Origin of the sequence: Kribbella sp. NBC_00662, assembly GCF_041430295.1 — a bacterium.
Classification (GTDB): domain Bacteria; phylum Actinomycetota; class Actinomycetes; order Propionibacteriales; family Kribbellaceae; genus Kribbella.
Map to the genome: position 1 here is coordinate 5,502,524 of NZ_CP109029.1, position 19,011 is coordinate 5,521,534.

The following is a 19,011-nucleotide window of genomic DNA, read 5'->3' on the forward strand; positions in this document are numbered from 1 at the left end:
AGTAGTTGCCTGCGGCCCCTTTTAGTGGCCGAGGGCCTTGGCGGCCGCGGCGGCGAGCGCGGCGTAGCCGGCGTCGTCGGGGTGCAAGTGGTCGCCGGAGTCGAGGGCCGGGTCGAGTCGCTGCTCGTCGGCCGGATCCCCGACCGCTCGGGCGAAGTCGGCGACCGCGTCGTACTCACCTGAGGTCCGGATCCACTGGTTGGCCTGCGTTCGGATCGCCTCGGCCCGGGCGAAGTCGGCCGGTTGCATGTAGTCGGCCTTGAACGGGGTGATGGTGCCGCCGATGATCCGCACCCCGCGGGCGTGCGCGGCGGCGATCATGCTGCGGTAGCCGACGATGAGTTGGTCCGCCGTGATCCTGGGCGTCTGGCCACAACCGAAGTTAAACTCGCTGTCCCAGATGTCGTTCTCGCCTTCTTCGACGATCACCGTGCGGACTCCGGTTTGCCCGAGTGCGTCGCGCCGGAATCTCGTCACGCCGACGTCTCCGAAGCAGGGCAACTGGTGCAGCAGCAGATTCCCGCTGATGCCGACGTTGGCTACCCCGAGCCTCGTCTTTGCGAGTCGTTGCGCGAGGTCGTCGGAGTAGCGGTGGTCGGCACCGGCTGTGGAGTTGTGGCCGTTGGTGATCGAGTCGCCGTACGCCACGACCGTGCCCGCCGCACCGGTCACGTCGACGCCGGTCAGGTAGTAGAAGGCGTGGCTGGTGGCGGTGCCGGGGCTGTTGTCGTGCAGGTGGTTGCCGGCGATCGCGGTCGTCGCGGTGAGGCCGTCCTCGTGGAAGGTCGCCGGTCCGGTCGCGCCGTCGACATACATCGCGACGACGAGCTGCTGGCCGGCGACGGTCGGGACTGCCACGGCGTCGGACGTTGCCGTCCGGCCGGGGGCGATCGTCGTACGGCGTGAGCCGTGGAAGGTCACGTCGGTCCGGGCCACGGTCATGCCCGTGATCTGGAGCGGCTTGGTCCCGTACAGGTTGGACAGCCGGATCCGCAGGCTCTTACCGCTGGTGCTGAGACGGACGGTCTGCCGGATCGTCTGGTGGTCGAAGCCTGCCTGGCTCCAATTGCCGTCCGCGGCGGTGGGCGCTTGCATCGCACTGGCCCAAGCAGCGGACCAGCTCCCCGCCGAGCCCGCCCCCGAGCCCGCCGACCAGCCTGTCGGTTGGGTCTGCGCCTCCGCCGACGCTCCACCCATCCCCGCGACCACCAGAGCCACGACGCCCAGACCAACACCCAAGTACTTCCTGGTACGCATCTCAATCCTCTCGTTCGGAGAATTGATAGTGGCAGTGCCACTAGTTTCAGTGCAACTAGTTTATGGTTCATGGATGGACAATGAGCTGCTGGAGCGCTTCGCCGACTTGGTCGTCCGCGTCGGCGTGAACGTCCAACCGGGGCAGGGCGTCGTCATCAACGCCGATATCGCCCAGGCTGAGATCGCCAGGGCCGTGGTCGAGCGTGCCTACGTCGCCGGGGCGAAGTGGGTCGAGGTGCTCTGGACCGACGGGCTCGTACGCCGCTCGGATCTGACCCACTCGGACCTGGACACGCTGACGGCCGACCGCCCGTGGGCGCTGGAGCGGATCCGCGGTTGGAAAGAGCAGGGGATCGCAACGATCGCCCTGACCGGTACGCCGGACTCCGGCCTGTACGCCGGGATCGATCCCGCGCGGGTGGCCGCCGTACGGAAGCAGGAAATGTCCGCGAGGCAGCAGGCGGTGATGAGCGGACGGTGGCGCTGGACCGTTATCGCCGCGCCGAACGCCGGCTGGGCGACCCAGGTGTACGGCGAACCCGACGTCGACCGGCTCTCGGAGGCGGTCGCTCGGGCGATGCGGCTCGACGAGGCCGATCCGGTCGCCGCCTGGCGGGAGCGGTCCGCCGTACTGGCCGAGCGGTGTGCGGCCCTCGACAAGCTGCAGATCACCGAGCTCCACTACACCGGCGAAGGCACGGACCTGACGGTCGGCCTGCTGCCCGATTGTTGTTGGACGGGCGGGTCGGTGACCGACCCGGCGGGTATCGCGTACCTACCGAACATCCCGACCGAGGAGGTCTTCACCAGCCCCGACCGCCGGCGCGCGGACGGCGTCGCGCGGGTGACCAAGCCGGTCGTCATCGCGGGCCAACTCGTGGAAGGACTGCAGCTCACCTTCGCCGGCGGCCGGATCACGGACGTCGACGCGACGACCGGCGCCGATCTGGTCCGGGCTCAGCTCGACGTCGACCCCGGAGCCCGCAGTCTCGGCGAGGTCGCCCTGGTCGACAAGGACTCGCGGGTGGCGCAGGCGGGTGTCGTCTTCCACAACACGCTGTTCGACGAGAACGCCGGCAGTCACATCGCCTGGGGACAGAGCTTCCCGTTCGCTGTTGCCGACGGCATGCAGTTGACACCCGACGAGCGGACCGAGCGGGGACTGAACACCGCGACCGTTCACACCGACGTCGTTCTGGGCGGCGACGGACTGACGGTCACCGCGGCGACACCCGACGGGCCGGTCGTCCTGCTGCGTGACGACGTCTGGGTCCTGGGAGGCTGACGGTACCCTTTCCGCGTGAGCCTTGCCGTACGAGTTATCCCGTGCCTGGACGTCGATGCCGGCCGTGTCGTGAAGGGCGTGAACTTCGCCGACCTGCGGGACGCCGGCGACCCGGTCGAGATGGCGCAGGTGTACGACGCGGAGGGTGCCGACGAGCTCACGTTCCTCGACATCACCGCGTCGTCCGGTTCGCGTGAGACGACGTACGACGTGGTCGGCCGGACCGCCGAGCAGGTGTTCATCCCGCTGACCGTGGGCGGCGGCGTCCGCGAGGTGGGCGACGTCGACCGGCTGCTCCGGGCCGGGGCGGACAAGGTCGGTATCAACACCGGCGCGATCGCTCGGCCGGACGTGATCCGCGAGATCGCGCACCGGTTCGGCAACCAGGTCCTGGTCCTGTCCCTCGACGTACGGCGGTCCGCGGACCAGCCGAGCGGGTTCGAGGTGACGACCCACGGCGGGCGGAAGTCGGCCGGGCTGGACGCGATCGAGTGGGCCAAGCGGGGGTGCGAGCTGGGCGCAGGCGAGATCCTGCTGAACTCGATGGACGCGGACGGGACCAAGCAGGGGTTCGACCTCGAGCTGATCAAAGCTGTGCGCGCGGTGGTCGACGTACCGCTGATCGCCAGCGGGGGAGCGGGGGCACCGGAGCACTTCCCGCCCGCGGTCGAGGCCGGAGCGGACGCAGTACTCGCGGCCAGCGTGTTCCACTTCGGCGACTTCCGGATCGCCGACGTGAAGAAGGCCCTCCGCGACGCGGGGATCGTGGTCCGATGAGCACGCCGGCGCACGTCGAGCGCTCGGAGGAGATGGTCGCCGCCATCGAGCAGGAGCTGTCCGCACTGTTCCGCCGTTCGCGTTCCGCCTCGCTCCGGCTGGCGCGGCGCGTGCACCCCGAGATGGACGCCGCCGGGTACGCGCTGATCTCCCAGATCGAGATGAGCACCGGCAACGGCGCCGGCGTACGCGCCTCGGACATCGCCGAGGTCCTCGGCCTCGACAAGTCGACCGTCAGCCGCGGCATCACCCAGCTGGAGACCCTGGGCCTGATCGAACGCGTCGGCGACCCCGACGACGGCCGCGCCCGCCTGCTCCGCCTCACCACGACCGGCGCCGAGCGCTACGAAGCCATGCGCACCCAACGCCAAACCGAATTCCGCGCCATCCTCGACCGCTGGAACCCCACCGACCTCTCCGACCTGGGCCGCCTCCTCGCCCGCCTGAACACCGACCTCGGATAGTCCGTTCGGACTGCCTCGAACGAGCGACATCACAGCCGACAAAGGTCTCGTTAGCGTGGTGGTCGAGACGGCAGCACAGTCGCGGAGGTCGAGATGGCGCTCGAATGGCAGACGCTCGGAGGCGCCCCCGACTCGAGTTCACCCGGTGGTGGTGCGGAGATCAGGCACGTCGTACGGTCGCCGCTGGGCGACCTGACTCACGCCGTCTGCCGGGCTGGTGAGGTCGCCCCGACCCACGACCTGCCGGAACTCGACGAGGCCTACTTCGTCCTGGCCGGAGAAGGCCAGATCTGGCGCAGTCTCCATGGCCGGGAGGCCATCACCCGAATGCGTCCCGGGCGTGCGGTGTGGATGCCGGCAGGGACTCAGTTCCAGTACCGCGCGAATCAGACGACGAGCCTGGTCTTCCTGGTCGTCGTCATGCCGCCGTGGAAGTCCGAGCTCTTCCACACGAACGACGCGGGTCCCTGGACCGTCGGTGCAGACGGACCGGCCGAGCCGACTGACGACAGTTGGCTCACGGTGGACGTCCGGCGGGGTCCGGATGAGACCGCGCCGGACGGCTCGGAGATCCGGCTCCTCGGCGGTGTGGAGCGGGGGAGCCTCGCACACTGTCTACTTCACCCCGGGGCCGTCTCGTCGCCCGTCCGTCATCGCACCGTGCAGGAGCTTTGGTACGTCGTCAGTGGGCACGGCGAACTGTGGCGGCAGAGCCCCGACGGCACCGATCAGGTCGATCTGCTCTGGCCCGGCGCCGCTGTCGACATCCCGCTCGGCGTCACCTTCCAGTTCCGCGCGACCGGTCTGGATGACCTGGAGTTGATCCTGCTCACGATGCCGCCCTGGCCCGGGACCGACGAGGCGGTCGCGGCCGGAGCCGGCCGATGGACCTGAAGGCGGTTCACCCCGTGTAACCAGTTATCCACAGGCTGGGGATATGGTTGTGGAAACCAACTATTTGGGTATATAGTTGGGTTATGCAACTAGCTCAGCAACCCCTTGTCCCGGGGGTAGAGCGGGACGCGCCGGCGCAGGAGGTTCTCGAAGGGGTCAGTTCGCTCATCCGCGCGGTGCGATGTATCGAACACCGGCATCTGATGCCCGACGGTGGGCTGCGGCGGTCCGACGCGAGTGTGCTCAAGATCCTGCACAAGGGCGGTGAGCAGCGCGGTGGCGAGATCGCCGCGAAGCTCGGCGTCGACGCGTCGGTGGTGAGCCGGCAGGTGGCCGCGCTGGAGGCCGACGGACTGGTGAGCCGTCGACCCGATCCGGCCGATGCCCGGGTCGGGCTGGTCAGCCTGGCACCCGCCGGGCAGGCCCGCCTGGAGGCCCTCTACTCGTCCTACACCCAGCACCTTCGTGCCGCCCTGGCGGATCTCGACGACGACGCGCTGCTGTCCGCTGCGGAGACCATGCAGCGGATCGCGCACGCCATCACCGAGATCAACCAGGTCGTGAGGCGCACACAATCGACTGGAGACTGATGACTGTCACCGAGACCCGGCCGCAGACGCCCGCTGCGCCGGAACTCACCCACCGCGAGATCCTCGAGATCCTGATCGGCCTGCTCGCCGCGCTGTTCACGGCGATGCTGAGCTCGACGATCGTCAGCAATGCCCTGCCGACGATCATCGCCGACCTCGAGGGATCCCAGACGCAGTACACGTGGGTCCTCACCGCGAGCCTGTTGGCCACCACGGTGTCCACGCCGATCTGGGGCAAGCTCGCAGACCTGGTGAGCAAGAAACTGCTGGTCCAGCTGGCGATCTCGGTCTTCGTGATCGGGTCCGCGCTGGCCGGCCTGTCCCACAGCGTCCCGTTCCTGATCGGCGCCCGCGTCCTGCAGGGCCTGGCGATGGGCGGTCTGATGGCACTGGCCCAGGCCATCATCGGCGCCGCGATCCCACCCCGTTCGCGGGGCCGGTACTCCGGCTACATGGGTGCCGTGATGGCGGTCGCGACCGTCAGCGGCCCGCTCATCGGCGGCGTCATCGTCGACACCTCCTGGCTCGGCTGGCGCTGGTGTTTCTATGTCTGCGTCCCGCTGGCCGTGATCAGCCTGGTGATCCTGCAGAAGTACCTCCACCTCCCGCTGATCAAGCGTGAGGTCCGGATCGACTACGTCGGCGCCGTCCTGATCAGCATCGCGGCCAGCCTGCCGCTGCTGTGGGTCACGTTCGCCGGCACGGACTTCGCCTGGATGTCGTGGCAGTCCGCGCTGTTCGTCGGCGGCACGCTGCTCGTCGGGTTCGTCGCGGTCATGGTCGAGAACCGGGTGAAGGAGCCACTCGTCCCGCTGAAGGTCGTGCGGGAGCGGACCACCGCGCTGGCGATCGTCGCCAGCCTCGCGGTCGGCGTGGCGATGTTCGGCAGCGCGCTGTTCCTCGGGCAGTACTTCCAGATCGCCCGCGGTTACAGCCCGACCGAGGCCGGCCTGCTGACGATCCCGATGATGCTCGGTTCGTTCGTCGGGTCGGCGGGCTCCGGCCAGCTGATCACCCGCTACGGCAAGTGGAAGCGGTACCTGGTCTCCGGCGGCGTACTGCTGCTCATCGGTCTGCTCATCCTCGGCACGATCGACCACACCTCGCCGTACTGGTACGTCGGACTCGGCATGCTGGCGATGGGGCTCGGCATGGGCATGACCATGCAGAACCTGGTCCTCGCCGTGCAGAACACCGTGGACGTCCGGGAGATCGGCGCTTCGAGTGCGACCGTGGCGTTCTTCCGGAGCCTGGGTGGAGCGGTCGGCGTGTCCGCGCTGGGCGCAGTCCTCGCCGCTCACGTGAAGACGCTGATCGTGGCCGGCCTGCTCGCCGGTCCGGGTGGGGCCGAGGCGGCGCGCAAGCTGCAGGAGGGCGGGTCCGGCAGCACGAGCCTCCTGGACGTCGGTCACCTGCCGCCGCAGCTGGCCGAGCTGGTGCGACAGTCGTACGGCGACGCGACCGGGCGGATCTTCCTGATCGCGGCCGCGTGTGCTGCGGTCGCGCTGATCGCGGTGCTGTTCATCAAGGAGGTACCGCTGCGGAAGACCGTCAGCAAGGTCGACGACGTCGAGGACCTGGCGGACCGCGCAGTACACGACTAGAGCACGGCTAAAGCTCAGGCGGCTCCAGGCCGGTCAGTTCGCGAGTGCGGACGATCGGTGAGCCGATCAGCCAGAGCACGGCAAGCATGCCGCCGGCTGCGGAGACGAGGAGGGTTTCACGGACACCGATCCAGGTGCCGAGGAACCCTCCGACGACCGCGCCGAGCGGCCTGATGCCGTAGTTGATACTGCTGAAGGCGCCGACGACCCGGCTCCGCATGTGGTCGTGAGTGACCGCTGCCTGCAGCGAGTTCAGCGGTACGTCGAAACACATCACCGCGAACGCGGCGACGAACTCGCCCGCGGCGAGAGCGGCGGCGCGCATCCAGACGGGTCCGTGCGCCAGCAGGACGAACGCCATTCCGCCGGGGAACACCACCGCGCCGGCGGCGATCACCCGGCCGGCCCCGAAGATCCGGCTCAGCGGTGCCGCGGAGACCGCACCGAGCAGTCCGCCCGATGCGCCGATGCCGAAGGCCAGGCCGATGATCCCGGCGGACAGTCCGAGGTCACGGCTGGCGAACAGGATCAGCAGTGCCATCCCGATCAGGTTGAAGAAGTTCACGGTGGTCGCGGAGCCCAGGCTGCGGCTCAGGTACGGATGCTTCAGCACGTAGCGCATGCCGGCGCGGGCCCGTTCGAGGAATGGCTCGGTCGACTCCTCGTGCGCGCCCGGCGTGACCTTCAGCCGGCTGATCTGGACCGCCGAGAACACAAAGGACAGCGCGTCGGCGACGACCGCGACCGGTGCGGTGAGCGCTTGGACGAGCAGGCCGCCGACAGCGGGTCCGCCCATGAACGAGATCGACCGGGTCGCGGAGATCTTGGTGTTGGCCTCGAGGAACTGGTCCCGATCGACCAGCCGGACGAAGAACGCTGCGTACGCCGTCCCGAACAGGACGCCCGCCGTGCCGGCCAGGATCGCGATCGCGTAGAGCTGGCCGAGCGTCAGTACGTCGAGCCAGTAAGCCACCGGCAATGTCAGGAGCAGGATGCTCCGGGAGAGGTCGGCGACGATCATCAGCCGGCGCTTGTCGCGGCGGTGATCGACCCAGGTGCCGATGAACAGCGACACGATGTTCGGCAGCCAGACCGCGGCGGTCAGGAACCCGACCTGGCTGGGGGAGGCGTCGAGCAAGGTGACGGCGATCAGCGGCAGCGCGAGCTCGGTCACCCGGTCGCCGAACTCCGAGATGGTCTGTGCCGACCAGAACGTGCGGAAGCGGCGGTCGCGCCACAGGCTGGTGGCGGAGAGCGTGCTCATTGCGAGTCCGTTGCTTCAGGCAAGGAAATGCGGACGTAGCGGACCGGGTGTGCGTCGTCGGGCGTCTGGTTGGCATCGCGGCGCTGGACGTACGGCGCGAACAGCTGCTCGATCGCGGACTCGAGCTCCTCGGCCTCTTCGGGGGTGATCACCAGCAGCGTGTTCGCCGATCCCGCCAGCCGGCTCCACTCCGGGGCGAGGTGCGGCTCGGTCTCCACCAGCCAGTGCTGGGCCGCCTCGAGCGCCTGGTTCATCAGCTCGGCCCGGAGCAGACGGCCGGCCTCGGCGCCTTCCGGGGTATCCGGCATCGCGTACCGGAATCCGTGGGCGACCGCGTTCCACCAGCGCTGCCGCCGGTCGGAGCCGCTCGGCGGCGGGCCGTCGACGACCAGGCCGAAGTTCGCCAGATGCCGCAGATGCCAGCTGGTCACCGACGGGGAGGCGCCGACGTGCTCGGACAGCTGGGTCGCGGTGGCCGGGCCGTTCTTCTGCAGGTAGCTGAGCGCAGCGAGCCGGACTGGATGCGCCAACGCGCGCATCGCCTGCGGGTCGGTGATCTCGAAATCGCCGTACGGATTTCTGAGAGACATGTTTCGAGAGTAATCTCTCAGATCTCCTGGAGGCAACCTCTCGCGCCGGTCCGGGTACGGCGGGACACTGGCTGGGTGGATGACCCGAGAGCGGACATCGCAACGCTGTACCGCCAGACCTGGCCGCGGCTGATCGGCGTACTGGTGTCCATCGGGGCGTCGCGGGTGGACGCCGAGCTGATAGCGCAGGAGGCCTACGCGAAGCTGTTCGGTCGCTGGGACGCGATCTGCCGGTTCGAGGATCCGGAGGCGTGGGTGCGCGGGGTCGCCGTGCGGACGGTTGTCGGTCGGTTGGGTCGTCGGCAGGTGGTGGCCCGGGCGTTGGCGCGGCTCAACGGCGGTGCCCCGCGTCGAGGGCCGGCTGGAGATGTGGCCGGCGCGCTGGCCGGGATGACGCCTGAGCAGCGGGCGGTCGTCGTACTGCATGAGGTGATGGAGTTGCCCGTCGACCAGATCGCTGTGGACCTGGAGCTTCCGATCGGTGGGGTGAACGCGCGGTTGGCGCGGGCGTGGCGGGCACTCGGGCTGGTGCATGAGGATGCGTGACCGGCTGATCGAGTACGTCGCCGAGCGGACGCCGGACGAGGCGCCGCCGTTCGAGGAGCTCGAACGGGCCGCGCGGGACCTGCGCCGGCGACGGTACGTCGTGTCTGCCGCGGTGGTGGCGATCGTGATCGTGGCCGGGATCGCCAGCGTCCTCGGTTATCCGAGAGCCGAGACCGAGCCGACGATCGGCTTCGAGATGCCGCAGTACTCGGTCGACGGGCCGGCGCCGCGGCAGTACAAGCTCGGTACGACGGTCATCCTGCTCCGGGGCGAGATCGCGGTGACGTCGGCGCGGCTGGATCCGGATCACCTCTCGACATTGATCGTGGGGGTGGAGCCGGACGAGGTCGCGATCGAGCCGTGTCAGCCGAACACGGTGGTCCGGATCCTGTCGCAGGACGGCGGCTCGGTGCGGATCGCGGCGTACCGCTATGGGGTCGGGCCGGACCAGAACGAGGGGCACCAGTGCGCGAATCCCGGGCCTGCGCCGACGACGATTCAGGTTGATCTGAAGACGCCGCTGGGGAGTCGGACGGTGTACGCCGGTTCGACCGGGGAGCGTGTTGTGTTGAAGGGTCGCGGCTGCTTCAGGCCGGCTGGATCGTTCTCTGCCAGATGTCGCTGATCAGGTCGGGGCGCATGCCGACGCCGGTGTAGAGGGCGACGGCCGGGGTGGGGTTGCCGGTGTCGACGTGGAGGATCGTGCCGTCGCATCCGGCCGCTGCGTCGGCAGCGAATGCGGTGCGCAGGAGGAACTTGGCGAGGCCGCGTCCGCGGGCGGACGGTACGACGGCCAGGCGGCCGACGTACCCGCAGTTGTCGGTGCTGACGAAGTTGTCGTTGCACTCGGTCACGCCGACCGCCTGCCCGTCGACTTCCACGATCGTCACCTGAGACCAGTCGAACGTCGACCGACTCTCCCGAGACTCCACCCACTCCTCGAAAGGCCGAGGCAACGCCTCCGGCTGGCCCGCAAACGCCTCCACCAGCACGCCGTGCGCCGCCCGCCGGCTCTCCTCACCCAGCGCCCCCCGCCGCACAACAACCCCCTCAGGAGTCGCAGGCGCCACCACCGCCCCGTCAAACCCAATCCGCATCCGCTGCACAGAGGTCCCGATCGCAAACCCCCGAGCGGCCAGCACCTCCGGCAGCAGCCGATCCTGCCGGACCACGCCCACCCGCAACACAACCCCACCGGCGGGATTGGCGAGGTCGTGGGCTCGGTGTTCGGCTTGGTCCAGGAGCCAGTTGAGAATGGCTGGGTTGTTGCTGAGGATGTCGATGTTCAGTTGGGTGTTGCCGGCGACCGGCATGGCGGTGGCTGAGCCGGTGTAGTTGCCGTTGGGGTCGAGGACTACCCAGCCGTCGGTGGTCAGGTTGATGGCGGGGTCGCGGAGGTAGTTGGCTACGTCTTCGGGGCTGTGTTTGGGGAAGCCCAGGAGGGTGGACGTGTAGGCCGCGGAGTGCTCGGCGATGGGCTTGGCGTCTTCCAGGACCATCGGGCGGGACGTGTGGCCGGCGGGCAGGGTCATGCGGGGACCTCGTGGCGCAGGACCTCCATCACGAGCGTGGGTTGCATGCCGACCGAGAGGTAGACGCCGAGCGCCGGCGTCGGGTTGTTGGTGTCGACGTGGAGGATCGTGCCGGCTCGCCCGGCCGCCGCGTCGAGCGCGAACTGGTCACGGAGCAGGAACTTCGCCAGGCCCATCCCACGCGCCTTCTCAAGGACGCCGAGCCGTCCGATGTACCCGCAGTTCTCGTCCTCGACGAACTGGCTCGTGCACGACCGCATCGCCACGACCTCACCGTCGAGTTCGAGCAACGTCAGCTGCGACCAGTCGAACGCCGAGAAGTTCTCCTGCGCCGCCCGCCACTCCTCGAACGACCGCGGGGTGAACCCGAACTGCCCTGCGAAACTCTCATTCAGTACGGCGTGCCCCGCGCGCCGAATCGCCTCGTCCGGAGCACCCCGCCGTACCGTCACCCCGGCCGGAACCTCCGGCGTCGCGACCGCTCCGTCGTGATCGATCCGCATCCGGTGGAACGTCGTACCAGGCTGGAAACCGTGACCGGCCAAGCGATCCCGGCGCGCGACATCCGCCTGGTAGTTGACCGCATCCAGCTGGACGGACGAATGCCCGTACTCCCGCGCGAACTCCGCCGACCGCCTGAGGACGTTCTCGAGCAGATAGGTCTCCACGCCGAGATCCATGGTGACGATGTCCAGGTCGAGCTGGCTGTGGTCGCCCTTGCCGAAGACCGCGCCGTAGCCGACCAGCGCGTCGCCGTCGAAGACCAGCCAGCCGTCCCGCGCAGGATCGAACCCAGGCTCGGTGAGCTGATCCTCGGCGTCCTCGAAGGTGTAGTCGGCGAACCCGACCACCGAGGTGTTGTAGTCCGACACCAACTCGAGGAGCGCCTGCGCGTCCTCCCTCGACGGCGGGCGGACGGTGTACGAGGACGGCAGTACGGCGGTCATGCACTCATGGTGGTGAACGACCGCCGTACTGTCGAACCGATTAGCAGGCCTTGTCCCACTCCAGGTCGCACGTGGGCTGGGCGGTCTTCAGGTTGTTGGTGACCGCGGCCGGGGGAGTGCCCTGGTCGGACCACGACGCGAGCGTGACGCCGACGGCGTCCTCGATCGAGCGTGGGCTGTTCAAGTAGTTGTTGCTGATCATCGAGAACACCAGCTTGCGGCCGTCCTTGTCGGAGACGTAGCCGGACAGCGCGGTCACGCCGGTGAGCGATCCGGTCTTGCCGTGCAGGTTGTTGGCGGCCGGCGTGTTCAGCATCCGGCTGCGGAGGGTGCCGCCGACGAATCGGTCCGGGTTGCCCGCGATCGGCAGGGCGTCGTACCACTGCTGGAACCACGGTTCCTTCCGCGCGGCGATCAGGATGTCGGTGATCGCGTCACCGGTCACGTTCACCTTGCGGGACAGGCCGGAGCCGTCGGACAGCCGGATCCGGCTGGTGTCGACGCCGACGCTCTTGGCGTAGTTCGTCACCACGTCCAGGCCGGCAGGCCAGCTGCCGTCGGCCTCGACGACGGCGCCCATCGTCTTCACCAGCGTCTCGGCGTGCATGTTGTTCGAGAGCTTGAGGAACGGCGTGAGCAGTTCGCCCACGGTCATCGACTCGTCCCGCGCCAAGCGCGACGCCCCCGTCGGAGTGGTCGCGTTCTTGATGTGGCCGCTGACCGAGATGCCCTGCGCGGTCAGCGCCCGGCGGAACACGTCAGCCGCGTAGAGCTCGGGCTCCCAGACGGTCACCCACTCCTGGTCGACCGAGGCACCGAGCGGCATCGAGCCACTCACCCGGACGACGTTCGTCCCGTGGTCGCGCTCGACGTTGAGCGTGTTCGACGTACCCGCGGCGCCGGTCGTCGCGGTGTTGATCACCTTGAGTACGCCGTTCGCCGGGACCATGTTCAGCTTGAGCGGCGCCCCGGCCGTGGCGCCGGGCAGGCTCTCGACGATCGCCGTACCGGAGTCGTAGTCGGTGTTCGGCGCGAGCGTCAGCGCGGAGATCTGGGCGTTGTAGTAGAACGGCTCGTCGTCCCAGGCCCAGCTGTCACCGAGCCGGACGTGGTCGAAGTACGAGTCGTCCGCGATCAGGTCGCCGTCGACCCGCCGTACGCCGGCCGCCTTGAGCTGCTTGGCCAGGCCGACGTAGTCGGACTCGAGCGCGGTCGGGTCGCCGTACCCCTTCAGGTAGAGGTCACCACGCAGCTTCCCACCGCGGACGGGTGCGGTGGCGAGTACGTCGGTGTGGAAGCGGTACGACGGGCCGAGCACATGCATCGCGGCCGTCGAGGTGAACAGCTTGGTGTTCGAGGCGGGCAGCATCCGCTGGTCGCCGTTGCGGTTGTACAGCGTCTCGCCGGTGACCGCGTCGCGGACCACGAGCTCGACCTGCGAACCGTCGTACCGGCTGTCGTTCAGCAGGCTGTCGAGCCGCTGCTGCAGCGCTGTCTCCTGTACTGCGGCCGGCGCACCGGCCGACTGTCCCACCACGCCACCGGCGACGGCCGCGACAGCGGCCACCGCGGCGACCAACCCGCGCCCCGACACTCTCGGTAAATGACTCACGAGACACTCCCTCAAACCAGGCGGAAAACAACTAGCCGGAGTCAACACCTCCAGAAGCCCCGGGTCCAGGGATCAGCAGGATTGAGGGGTCGCGTTCCAGGTGAATCGATGGAAAAGTTGCTCTCACAGGTATCCGCCCCCACCTGAGGAGTCACCCATGCGACGACTTCTGGCGGCCTTGGTCGCCGCCCTCAGCCTCACCGCGTTGCTGTCCGTGCCGGCTCACGCCGCCGGCAGCGTGTTCCCGAGCGAGATCATCGGTGAGGACTTCCCCGATCCGGACGTGTTCCAGCAGAACGGCACCTGGTACGCGTACTCGACGAACAACGGCCGCGGCACCGTCCCGGTCGCGACCGCCCCGAGCGCGAACGGACCGTGGACCATCCGCGGCGACGCGATGCCCGGCGGCCCGTCCGCCGACTGGGCCCAACCGGGCCGCACCTGGGCGCCCGACGTCTACCCGAACCCGGACGGCACCTACACCCTCACCTACACCGCCTGGCACAAGGCATCCGGCCACCAGTGCATCGGTGTTGCGACCGCGACCTCCCCGCTCGGCCCGTTCCAGCCTGTCGGTACGACGCCGTTGATCTGCCCGCTCGACCTGGGCGGCGCGATCGACCCCAACACGTTCGTCGCCAACGGCGGCACTCGTTACCTGGTGTGGAAGAACGACGGCAACGCGATCGGGCAACCGTCGACGCTCTGGCTCACCCGGACGGCGGACAACGGCCGCACGCTGGTCGGCGGCAACACAGCGATGCTCACGTCGAGCGGCGTCATCGAGGCCCCGGACCTCGTCCAGCGCGGCAGCCAGTACGTGCTGTTCTTCTCCGGCGGCGGGTACAACGACTGCAACTACCTCACGTCGTACGCGACCTCGACGAGCCTCGGCGGCCCGTGGACGACGGCGTACCGACCGCTGATGACGACGGCGACGTTCGACAACGCGGTCTGTGGACCGGGCGGTGCTGACGTCGTCGACAACAAGATCTTCCTGCATGGCTGGGTCGGCAACCAGCGGCATCTGTACGTCGCGGATATCGGCTGGGCGAACGACTACCCGGTGGTCCGCGGGAGCCGGGTGCGCTACGAAGCTGAGCGCGGCACGCTCAACCACTGCAGTGTCCGGGCGAACGCCGCCGGCGCGTCGGACGGGAAGGTGGTCGCGTACATCGACTATGCCGACTCGTGGGTCGAGAACACCGTCTTCGCGCCGGTCGCCGGCGGCTACTCCCTGCACGTCGGGTACGCCAACGGATCGGCATCCACCGCGAGCCACGGTCTCGTTGTCAACGGCAACAACGTGGGCTCGGTCAGCTATCCGGTCACCGGCTGGGACAACTGGCACGAGAGTTCGGTGACGGTCACGCTCAACGCGGGCTGGAACACGATCCGGTTGACGAAGGGCGATCAATACACGGAGGTCGACTACCTCGAGGTGCAGTAAACCCTTCGGCCAGACCCCGTAGTCTCGTAGTGGCAGATTGCACTACGGGGAAGCAGGCGATGGCGAAACCACCAGAACAGGTGTACGACGACCGGCGGCGGCGACCGGTGTGGCTGGATCTCCGCCGTACCGGTCGCGGCCTGCAGGCGATGCTGTACGGCGGTCTCGCGTCGCTGATCTCGCTGGTGATCACGTTCTGGACGCTGCCGCAGATCAGCAGCGACGGCCGGCTGCCGATCTTCCGGCTGGTCGTGCTGCTGGCGGTGTTCTCGGTGCTGATGCGCTGGATCCTGGCCGGCATCGCGGTGCTGATCGGCTCGCTCGGGGTGCTGGTCGGCGGGCTGCTGTCACAGTTCGGAGTCGTCTACCTGGCGATCACCGCCGATCCCGGCGTGAACCTGCACGGCGGGGTCGAGGCGCCGGTGCTGGTGGCTATCTGGATGTCCTCGATCAGCGCCTTCGTCGGCTGGGTCGCGTACGCCGGCAGCGACGACGCGTACGTCGCCGAGGTGATGCGGGTCGTACACCGTCGGGCCCGGCGGATCGAGCCCGCGCCGAAGACCGGCCTGCTGATCATCCAGATCGACGGGCTGTCCGCGCCGCTGCTCAACTGGATGGTGCTGGCCGGCAACCTGCCGAACCTCGGCGGCTGGATCCGGGACGGTCACCACTCGATGCTCGAGTGGCACACCGGCGTACCGGCGACCACGCCCGCCAGCCAGGCCGGGATCCTGCACGGCGGCTCGAAGTACATCCCGGCGTTCCGGTGGTACGAGAAGGAGACCGGCCGGGTGATGGTCACGAACCGTGGCCGGGACGCGGCGGAGCTCGAGGAGCGGATGTCGACCGGCCGGGGTCTGCTCGCGGACGGTGGCGTCAGCATCAGCAACAACTGGTCCGGCGACGCGGACAAGTGCGAGCTGGTGTTCAGCCGGGCCGCCCTGCCGAACAGCCGCAGCCGCGGCTACGTCCGGTTCTTCTCCAGTCCGCAGGGCGCGGCTCGCGGGCTGATCCTGTGCGTCGCGGAGATGATCAAGGAGCTGCACCAGGCCCGGCGGCAGCGTGTCCGGCACCTGGTTCCGCGGGTGAAGCGCGGCGGCGGGTACATCTTCCTGCGCGCGATCACCAACGTCCTGCTCCGCGACCTGAACGTCTCGCTGATCACCGACGAGCTGGTCAAGGGCACGCCGGTGATCTACTGCGACTTCGTCGACTACGACGAGGTCGCGCACCACGCCGGACCGACCCGGGCCGAGTCGCTGCAGACCCTCGAAGGCCTGGACCGGGTGCTCGGTGCCCTGAAACGGATCATCGACCTGCTGCCGCACTCGTACGAGATCGTCGTGCTGTCCGACCACGGTCAGAGCCAGGGCTCGACGTTCCACCAGCGGTACGGCCGGACGCTGACCGAGGTGGTCGACGACCTCGTCGACACCACCAAGGAGCCGGTCGCGGCGGTCGGCAAGTCCGAGGGCTGGGGCCCGGTGAACGCGTTCCTGACCGAGCTGTCGATGCGCCGCAGCGTGGCCGGTTCGGTGACGCGGAAGGCGCTGCACGTGAAGAGCGGGGAGGTCGAGCTCGGCCCGAAGGACTGCGAGCCGCCGGTCGCCGCCGACGAGCAGATGGTCGTCACCGCGTCCGGCAACCTCGCGCTGATCTACCTCGCCACCACGCCCGGCCGGGTGCCGCTGGAGGAGATCGAGCTGCTGCACCCGAAGCTGATCCCGGGCCTCGCGACCCATCCCGGCATCGGGTTCGTGGTGGTCGACTCGCTCGCCGAAGGACCGGTCGCGATCGGCCGAGCCGGAGTCCACGTGCTGCGGTCCGGCCGCGTCGAGGGGGAGGACCCGTTGACGCCGTACGGCGAGTTGGCGGCGGCGTCCGTGCTCCGGCAGGCGGAGATGGCGCACAACGGGGACGTCGTCGTGGTCAGCCGGCTGGACGACTACACGCATGAGGTGGCGGCGTTCGAGGAACTGGTCGGCTGCCACGGCGGAATCGGTGGCTGGCAGACCGACGCGGTCCTGGTGCACCCGTCGCGCTGGGAGCTGCACGAGGCTCCCGTAGGCTCCGATGCGGTTCACGAGGTGCTGATCGGCTGGCTGGAGCAGCTGGGGCACCGCAAGGACCTGAAGGATCCGGTCGAGTCGAAGGTAGAGGCCTGAGCGTGCGAATCACATGCGAGTGACCTGGTGGGGGCACGCCACCACCACCATCGAGGCGAACGGCACGCGGCTGCTGACCGACCCGGTGCTGACGTCGAGGATCGCGCACCTGCGCCGCCGGCGCGGTCCGAACCCGTCGCCCGAGGCCGGACACTGCGACGCGGTCCTGGTATCGCACCTGCATGCCGACCACCTGCACCTGACCTCGCTGCCGATGGTCGCGCCGGACGCCGCGCTGGTGGTGCCGCGCGGTGCGGCGAAGCTGATCCACGCCGACAGCGGACCGGCCTACTCGGACCGCTGCATTGAAGTTGCTCCAGGCAATCAAATCAAGATCGGGTCGCTCGAGATCACCGCCGTCACCGCTCATCACGACGGCCGGCGGCTGCCCTGGTCGTCGTACTCCGCGCAGGCGATCGGCTACCGGATCGACAGCTCGCCGAGCGTGTGGTTCGCCGGCGACACGGATCTGTACGACGGGCTGGCCGCGGAGGCCGGGCAGGTGGACCTGGCGCTGGTGCCGGTCGGCGGCTGGGGACCTTCGCTCGGGCCGGGGCATCTGGATCCGGTGCGGGCGGCCGAGGCGGTGCGGCGAGTCGGCGCTTCGACGGCGGTGCCGGTACATTTCGGGACGTTCTGGCCGATCGGGTTCGATTGGGTCAAGCCGGAGTTGTTCCTGCCACCGGGGGACAGGTTCCGGGCCGCGATGGCCGAGGTGGACCCCTCGGTGAAGGTGAAGCTCTTGGTGCCAGGTGAATCGGTCGAGGTGTCCGCATGAGCGGCGACACCAAGTTCGACCTCTGGTACCTGTTCGCGTTGGCCGGTGCGGTGCTGATCGGGGCGGTGCTTCCCGTGCTGCCGACGGGCGCTGCGGTGTCGGCGGGCGCCGTACTGGCGTCGCACAGCAATCCGATCGGGTTGGTCGGTGTGCTGATCGCGGGCGCGGCCGGGGCGTACGTCGGCGACCTGATCGTGTACGCCGGGTGCCGGTTCGGCGGTGAGCGGCTGGCGAAGCGGGTCGGTTGGTTGCGCGACAACGCGTCGCTCGACGCGCTCCGCGTGCGGTTGAAGGAGCACGAGATCGGCGTACTGCTGACCTCGCGGTTGATCCCCGGCGGACGCGTGCCCGTGCTGCTCGCGGCCGGGCTGGCCGGCTACCCGTGGGAGCGGTTCGCGCTGGTCGACCTGACCGCGTCGTCCCTGTGGGCCGCGGTCTACATGGCGATCGGACTGCTCGGCTACGCGCTTTTCGACGAGCCGTGGCAGGGCGTGCTGGCCGCGATCGTGCTGGTCGTCCTGACCACCGTCGTCAGCAGCCTGATCCAGCGTGCCCGCCGGAAGTCACACCCCGAATGACGCGTTGCGGAGCTGTTCCATCGCTTCCGCCTCGCCGTCCAGCTCGACATCGGCAACCTGCTGCCGGCCGAAGCAGAACAGCACGAGCTCACTCGGCTGACCTGTCACGGTGACCGAGCCGAGCTCGGTGGGCCGTTTCGCGACCGACGTCGTGCCGTCGGGCAGCCTGAGCACCAGGCCGCTCGGCGACTTCCGGTTCATCGTCTTCGACGCCAGCCGGACCGTCTTCCACAGCCCGGCCTGCTGGTCGGCCGGCAGCGTGCGGACGTCCCAGGTCGGTTGGGCGCGGCGGACGTCCTCGTGGTGGACGAAGTACTCGGCCGTGTTGAACTGGGCGCCGAGCTTCGGCAGCGCGTAGATCGACACCGGCGGCGGGCCCTTGCGGACCTTGCCGACCACCTCGGTGAAGCTGTAGCGCTCCTTGGCCCGCTTCATCCTCCGCTCGGTGGTGTCCGACAGCGCGGGGATCATGATCCCCGGACCGGCCATCGGATCGGCTTCCCGGACGTACAGGTGGACCGCGAGATCGTAGGTGTCCCACCCCTCACAGAGCGTCGGCTCAGCAGGCCCGAGCTGGTCGAACAGATCACACAGAGCGAGTCGCTCTACCCGGCTGTAGTCGGTCACATTCTCGATCGTAGTTGTCGGGTGGGAATGGCAGAATGTCAATCGTTGTCA

The 19,011-nt window shown here is 68.8% G+C and carries 19 protein-coding genes; 12 read left to right on the forward strand and 7 right to left on the reverse strand.

Features of this window, described 5'->3' with window-relative positions:
- Nucleotides 1-21: 21 nt before the first annotated feature.
- Entirely contained in the window at nucleotides 22-1,257 is a 1,236-nt protein-coding gene (locus OHA10_RS27440) for a GDSL-type esterase/lipase family protein (protein WP_371401634.1), read from the reverse strand.
- Nucleotides 1,258-1,330: 73 nt separating this feature from the next.
- On the opposite strand from OHA10_RS27440, the gene OHA10_RS27445 reads away from it, so the two are divergent.
- From OHA10_RS27445 to OHA10_RS27470, 6 genes are all read left to right on the forward strand, one after another.
- The gene (locus OHA10_RS27445) at nucleotides 1,331-2,542 is read left to right on the forward strand and encodes an aminopeptidase (RefSeq protein WP_371401635.1); all 1,212 of its coding nucleotides are present in this window, start codon (nucleotides 1,331-1,333) and stop codon (nucleotides 2,540-2,542) included.
- A 15-nt stretch (nucleotides 2,543-2,557) separates the two neighbouring features.
- The gene (hisF, locus tag OHA10_RS27450; protein WP_371401636.1) at nucleotides 2,558-3,319 is read left to right on the forward strand and encodes an imidazole glycerol phosphate synthase subunit HisF; all 762 of its coding nucleotides are present in this window, start codon (nucleotides 2,558-2,560) and stop codon (nucleotides 3,317-3,319) included.
- Complete coding sequence (locus tag OHA10_RS27455) at nucleotides 3,316-3,783, forward strand: MarR family winged helix-turn-helix transcriptional regulator (protein ID WP_371401637.1); 468 nt, start codon at nucleotides 3,316-3,318, stop codon at nucleotides 3,781-3,783. The genes hisF and OHA10_RS27455 overlap by 4 nt, the downstream gene beginning before the upstream one ends.
- A gap of 93 nt (nucleotides 3,784-3,876) precedes the next feature.
- On the forward strand, nucleotides 3,877-4,677 hold the full coding sequence (locus OHA10_RS27460) for a hypothetical protein (protein ID WP_371401638.1): 801 nt from the start codon (nucleotides 3,877-3,879) through the stop codon (nucleotides 4,675-4,677).
- A gap of 83 nt (nucleotides 4,678-4,760) precedes the next feature.
- Nucleotides 4,761-5,267 carry a MarR family winged helix-turn-helix transcriptional regulator gene (locus tag OHA10_RS27465; RefSeq protein ID WP_371401639.1) on the forward strand — a complete coding sequence of 169 codons (507 nt, stop codon included), beginning with the start codon at nucleotides 4,761-4,763 and terminating at the stop codon, nucleotides 5,265-5,267.
- Nucleotides 5,267-6,871, forward strand: coding sequence for an MDR family MFS transporter (locus tag OHA10_RS27470; protein WP_371401640.1), 1,605 nt, complete (start codon nucleotides 5,267-5,269; stop codon nucleotides 6,869-6,871). The genes OHA10_RS27465 and OHA10_RS27470 overlap by 1 nt, the downstream gene beginning before the upstream one ends.
- A 7-nt stretch (nucleotides 6,872-6,878) precedes the next feature.
- Here the strand turns inward: OHA10_RS27470 and OHA10_RS27475 are convergent, their stop codons facing one another.
- Nucleotides 6,879-8,135 (reverse strand): MFS transporter, encoded by a 1,257-nt coding sequence (locus tag OHA10_RS27475; RefSeq protein ID WP_371401641.1) that lies wholly within the window; start codon nucleotides 8,133-8,135, stop codon nucleotides 6,879-6,881.
- Complete coding sequence (locus OHA10_RS27480) at nucleotides 8,132-8,725, reverse strand: ArsR/SmtB family transcription factor (RefSeq protein WP_371401642.1); 594 nt, start codon at nucleotides 8,723-8,725, stop codon at nucleotides 8,132-8,134. Before OHA10_RS27480 ends, OHA10_RS27475 begins: the two co-directional genes overlap by 4 nt.
- A 75-nt stretch (nucleotides 8,726-8,800) precedes the next feature.
- On the opposite strand from OHA10_RS27480, the gene OHA10_RS27485 reads away from it, so the two are divergent.
- Nucleotides 8,801-9,271 carry a sigma factor-like helix-turn-helix DNA-binding protein gene (locus tag OHA10_RS27485; RefSeq protein WP_371401643.1) on the forward strand — a complete coding sequence of 157 codons (471 nt, stop codon included), beginning with the start codon at nucleotides 8,801-8,803 and terminating at the stop codon, nucleotides 9,269-9,271.
- Nucleotides 9,264-9,896 (forward strand): hypothetical protein, encoded by a 633-nt coding sequence (locus tag OHA10_RS27490; protein ID WP_371401644.1) that lies wholly within the window; start codon nucleotides 9,264-9,266, stop codon nucleotides 9,894-9,896. Before OHA10_RS27485 ends, OHA10_RS27490 begins: the two co-directional genes overlap by 8 nt.
- Here the strand turns inward: OHA10_RS27490 and OHA10_RS27495 are convergent.
- The 3 genes from OHA10_RS27495 to dacB are packed head-to-tail and all read right to left on the reverse strand — an operon-like array spanning nucleotide 9,859 to nucleotide 13,362.
- Nucleotides 9,859-10,803 (reverse strand): GNAT family N-acetyltransferase, encoded by a 945-nt coding sequence (locus OHA10_RS27495; protein ID WP_371401645.1) that lies wholly within the window; start codon nucleotides 10,801-10,803, stop codon nucleotides 9,859-9,861. The genes OHA10_RS27490 and OHA10_RS27495 overlap by 38 nt on opposite strands.
- Complete coding sequence (locus OHA10_RS27500) at nucleotides 10,800-11,750, reverse strand: GNAT family N-acetyltransferase (RefSeq protein WP_371401646.1); 951 nt, start codon at nucleotides 11,748-11,750, stop codon at nucleotides 10,800-10,802. The genes OHA10_RS27495 and OHA10_RS27500 overlap by 4 nt, the downstream gene beginning before the upstream one ends.
- A gap of 40 nt (nucleotides 11,751-11,790) precedes the next feature.
- Entirely contained in the window at nucleotides 11,791-13,362 is a 1,572-nt protein-coding gene (dacB, locus tag OHA10_RS27505) for a D-alanyl-D-alanine carboxypeptidase/D-alanyl-D-alanine-endopeptidase (RefSeq protein WP_371401647.1), read from the reverse strand.
- A 157-nt stretch (nucleotides 13,363-13,519) separates the two neighbouring features.
- Between dacB and OHA10_RS27510 the strand changes: the two genes are divergently transcribed.
- The 4 genes from OHA10_RS27510 to OHA10_RS27525 are packed head-to-tail and all read left to right on the forward strand — an operon-like array spanning nucleotide 13,520 to nucleotide 18,333.
- The gene (locus OHA10_RS27510; protein ID WP_371401648.1) at nucleotides 13,520-14,812 is read left to right on the forward strand and encodes a family 43 glycosylhydrolase; all 1,293 of its coding nucleotides are present in this window, start codon (nucleotides 13,520-13,522) and stop codon (nucleotides 14,810-14,812) included.
- 59 nt (nucleotides 14,813-14,871) lie between these two features.
- Nucleotides 14,872-16,977 (forward strand): alkaline phosphatase family protein, encoded by a 2,106-nt coding sequence (locus OHA10_RS27515; RefSeq protein ID WP_371401649.1) that lies wholly within the window; start codon nucleotides 14,872-14,874, stop codon nucleotides 16,975-16,977.
- Between the two features lie 13 nt (nucleotides 16,978-16,990).
- Nucleotides 16,991-17,755: an MBL fold metallo-hydrolase gene (locus OHA10_RS27520; RefSeq protein ID WP_371401650.1), complete on the forward strand. Its 765-nt coding sequence runs from the start codon at nucleotides 16,991-16,993 to the stop codon at nucleotides 17,753-17,755.
- Nucleotides 17,752-18,333 (forward strand): DedA family protein, encoded by a 582-nt coding sequence (locus tag OHA10_RS27525; protein WP_371401651.1) that lies wholly within the window; start codon nucleotides 17,752-17,754, stop codon nucleotides 18,331-18,333. Before OHA10_RS27520 ends, OHA10_RS27525 begins: the two co-directional genes overlap by 4 nt.
- Here the strand turns inward: OHA10_RS27525 and OHA10_RS27530 are convergent.
- The gene (locus OHA10_RS27530) at nucleotides 18,319-18,960 is read right to left on the reverse strand and encodes a TIGR03085 family metal-binding protein (protein WP_371401652.1); all 642 of its coding nucleotides are present in this window, start codon (nucleotides 18,958-18,960) and stop codon (nucleotides 18,319-18,321) included. The genes OHA10_RS27525 and OHA10_RS27530 overlap by 15 nt on opposite strands.
- Nucleotides 18,961-19,011 lie beyond the last annotated feature (51 nt).

Bases quoted from the DNA above. Each gene is read 5' to 3' on its own strand.
- OHA10_RS27440 (WP_371401634.1), bottom strand. From the start codon at position 1,257: ATGCGTACCAGGAAGTACTTGGGTGTTGGTCTGGGCGTCGTGGCTCTG.
- OHA10_RS27445 (WP_371401635.1), top strand. From the start codon at position 1,331: ATGGACAATGAGCTGCTGGAGCGCTTCGCCGACTTGGTCGTCCGCGTC.
- OHA10_RS27455 (WP_371401637.1), top strand. From the start codon at position 3,316: ATGAGCACGCCGGCGCACGTCGAGCGCTCGGAGGAGATGGTCGCCGCC.
- OHA10_RS27460 (WP_371401638.1), top strand. From the start codon at position 3,877: ATGGCGCTCGAATGGCAGACGCTCGGAGGCGCCCCCGACTCGAGTTCA.
- OHA10_RS27465 (WP_371401639.1), top strand. From the start codon at position 4,761: ATGCAACTAGCTCAGCAACCCCTTGTCCCGGGGGTAGAGCGGGACGCG.
- OHA10_RS27470 (WP_371401640.1), top strand. From the start codon at position 5,267: ATGACTGTCACCGAGACCCGGCCGCAGACGCCCGCTGCGCCGGAACTC.
- OHA10_RS27475 (WP_371401641.1), bottom strand. From the start codon at position 8,135: ATGAGCACGCTCTCCGCCACCAGCCTGTGGCGCGACCGCCGCTTCCGC.
- OHA10_RS27480 (WP_371401642.1), bottom strand. From the start codon at position 8,725: ATGTCTCTCAGAAATCCGTACGGCGATTTCGAGATCACCGACCCGCAG.
- OHA10_RS27490 (WP_371401644.1), top strand. From the start codon at position 9,264: ATGCGTGACCGGCTGATCGAGTACGTCGCCGAGCGGACGCCGGACGAG.
- OHA10_RS27495 (WP_371401645.1), bottom strand. From the start codon at position 10,803: ATGACCCTGCCCGCCGGCCACACGTCCCGCCCGATGGTCCTGGAAGAC.
- OHA10_RS27500 (WP_371401646.1), bottom strand. From the start codon at position 11,750: ATGACCGCCGTACTGCCGTCCTCGTACACCGTCCGCCCGCCGTCGAGG.
- OHA10_RS27510 (WP_371401648.1), top strand. From the start codon at position 13,520: ATGCGACGACTTCTGGCGGCCTTGGTCGCCGCCCTCAGCCTCACCGCG.
- OHA10_RS27515 (WP_371401649.1), top strand. From the start codon at position 14,872: ATGGCGAAACCACCAGAACAGGTGTACGACGACCGGCGGCGGCGACCG.
- OHA10_RS27520 (WP_371401650.1), top strand. From the start codon at position 16,991: ATGCGAGTGACCTGGTGGGGGCACGCCACCACCACCATCGAGGCGAAC.
- OHA10_RS27525 (WP_371401651.1), top strand. From the start codon at position 17,752: ATGAGCGGCGACACCAAGTTCGACCTCTGGTACCTGTTCGCGTTGGCC.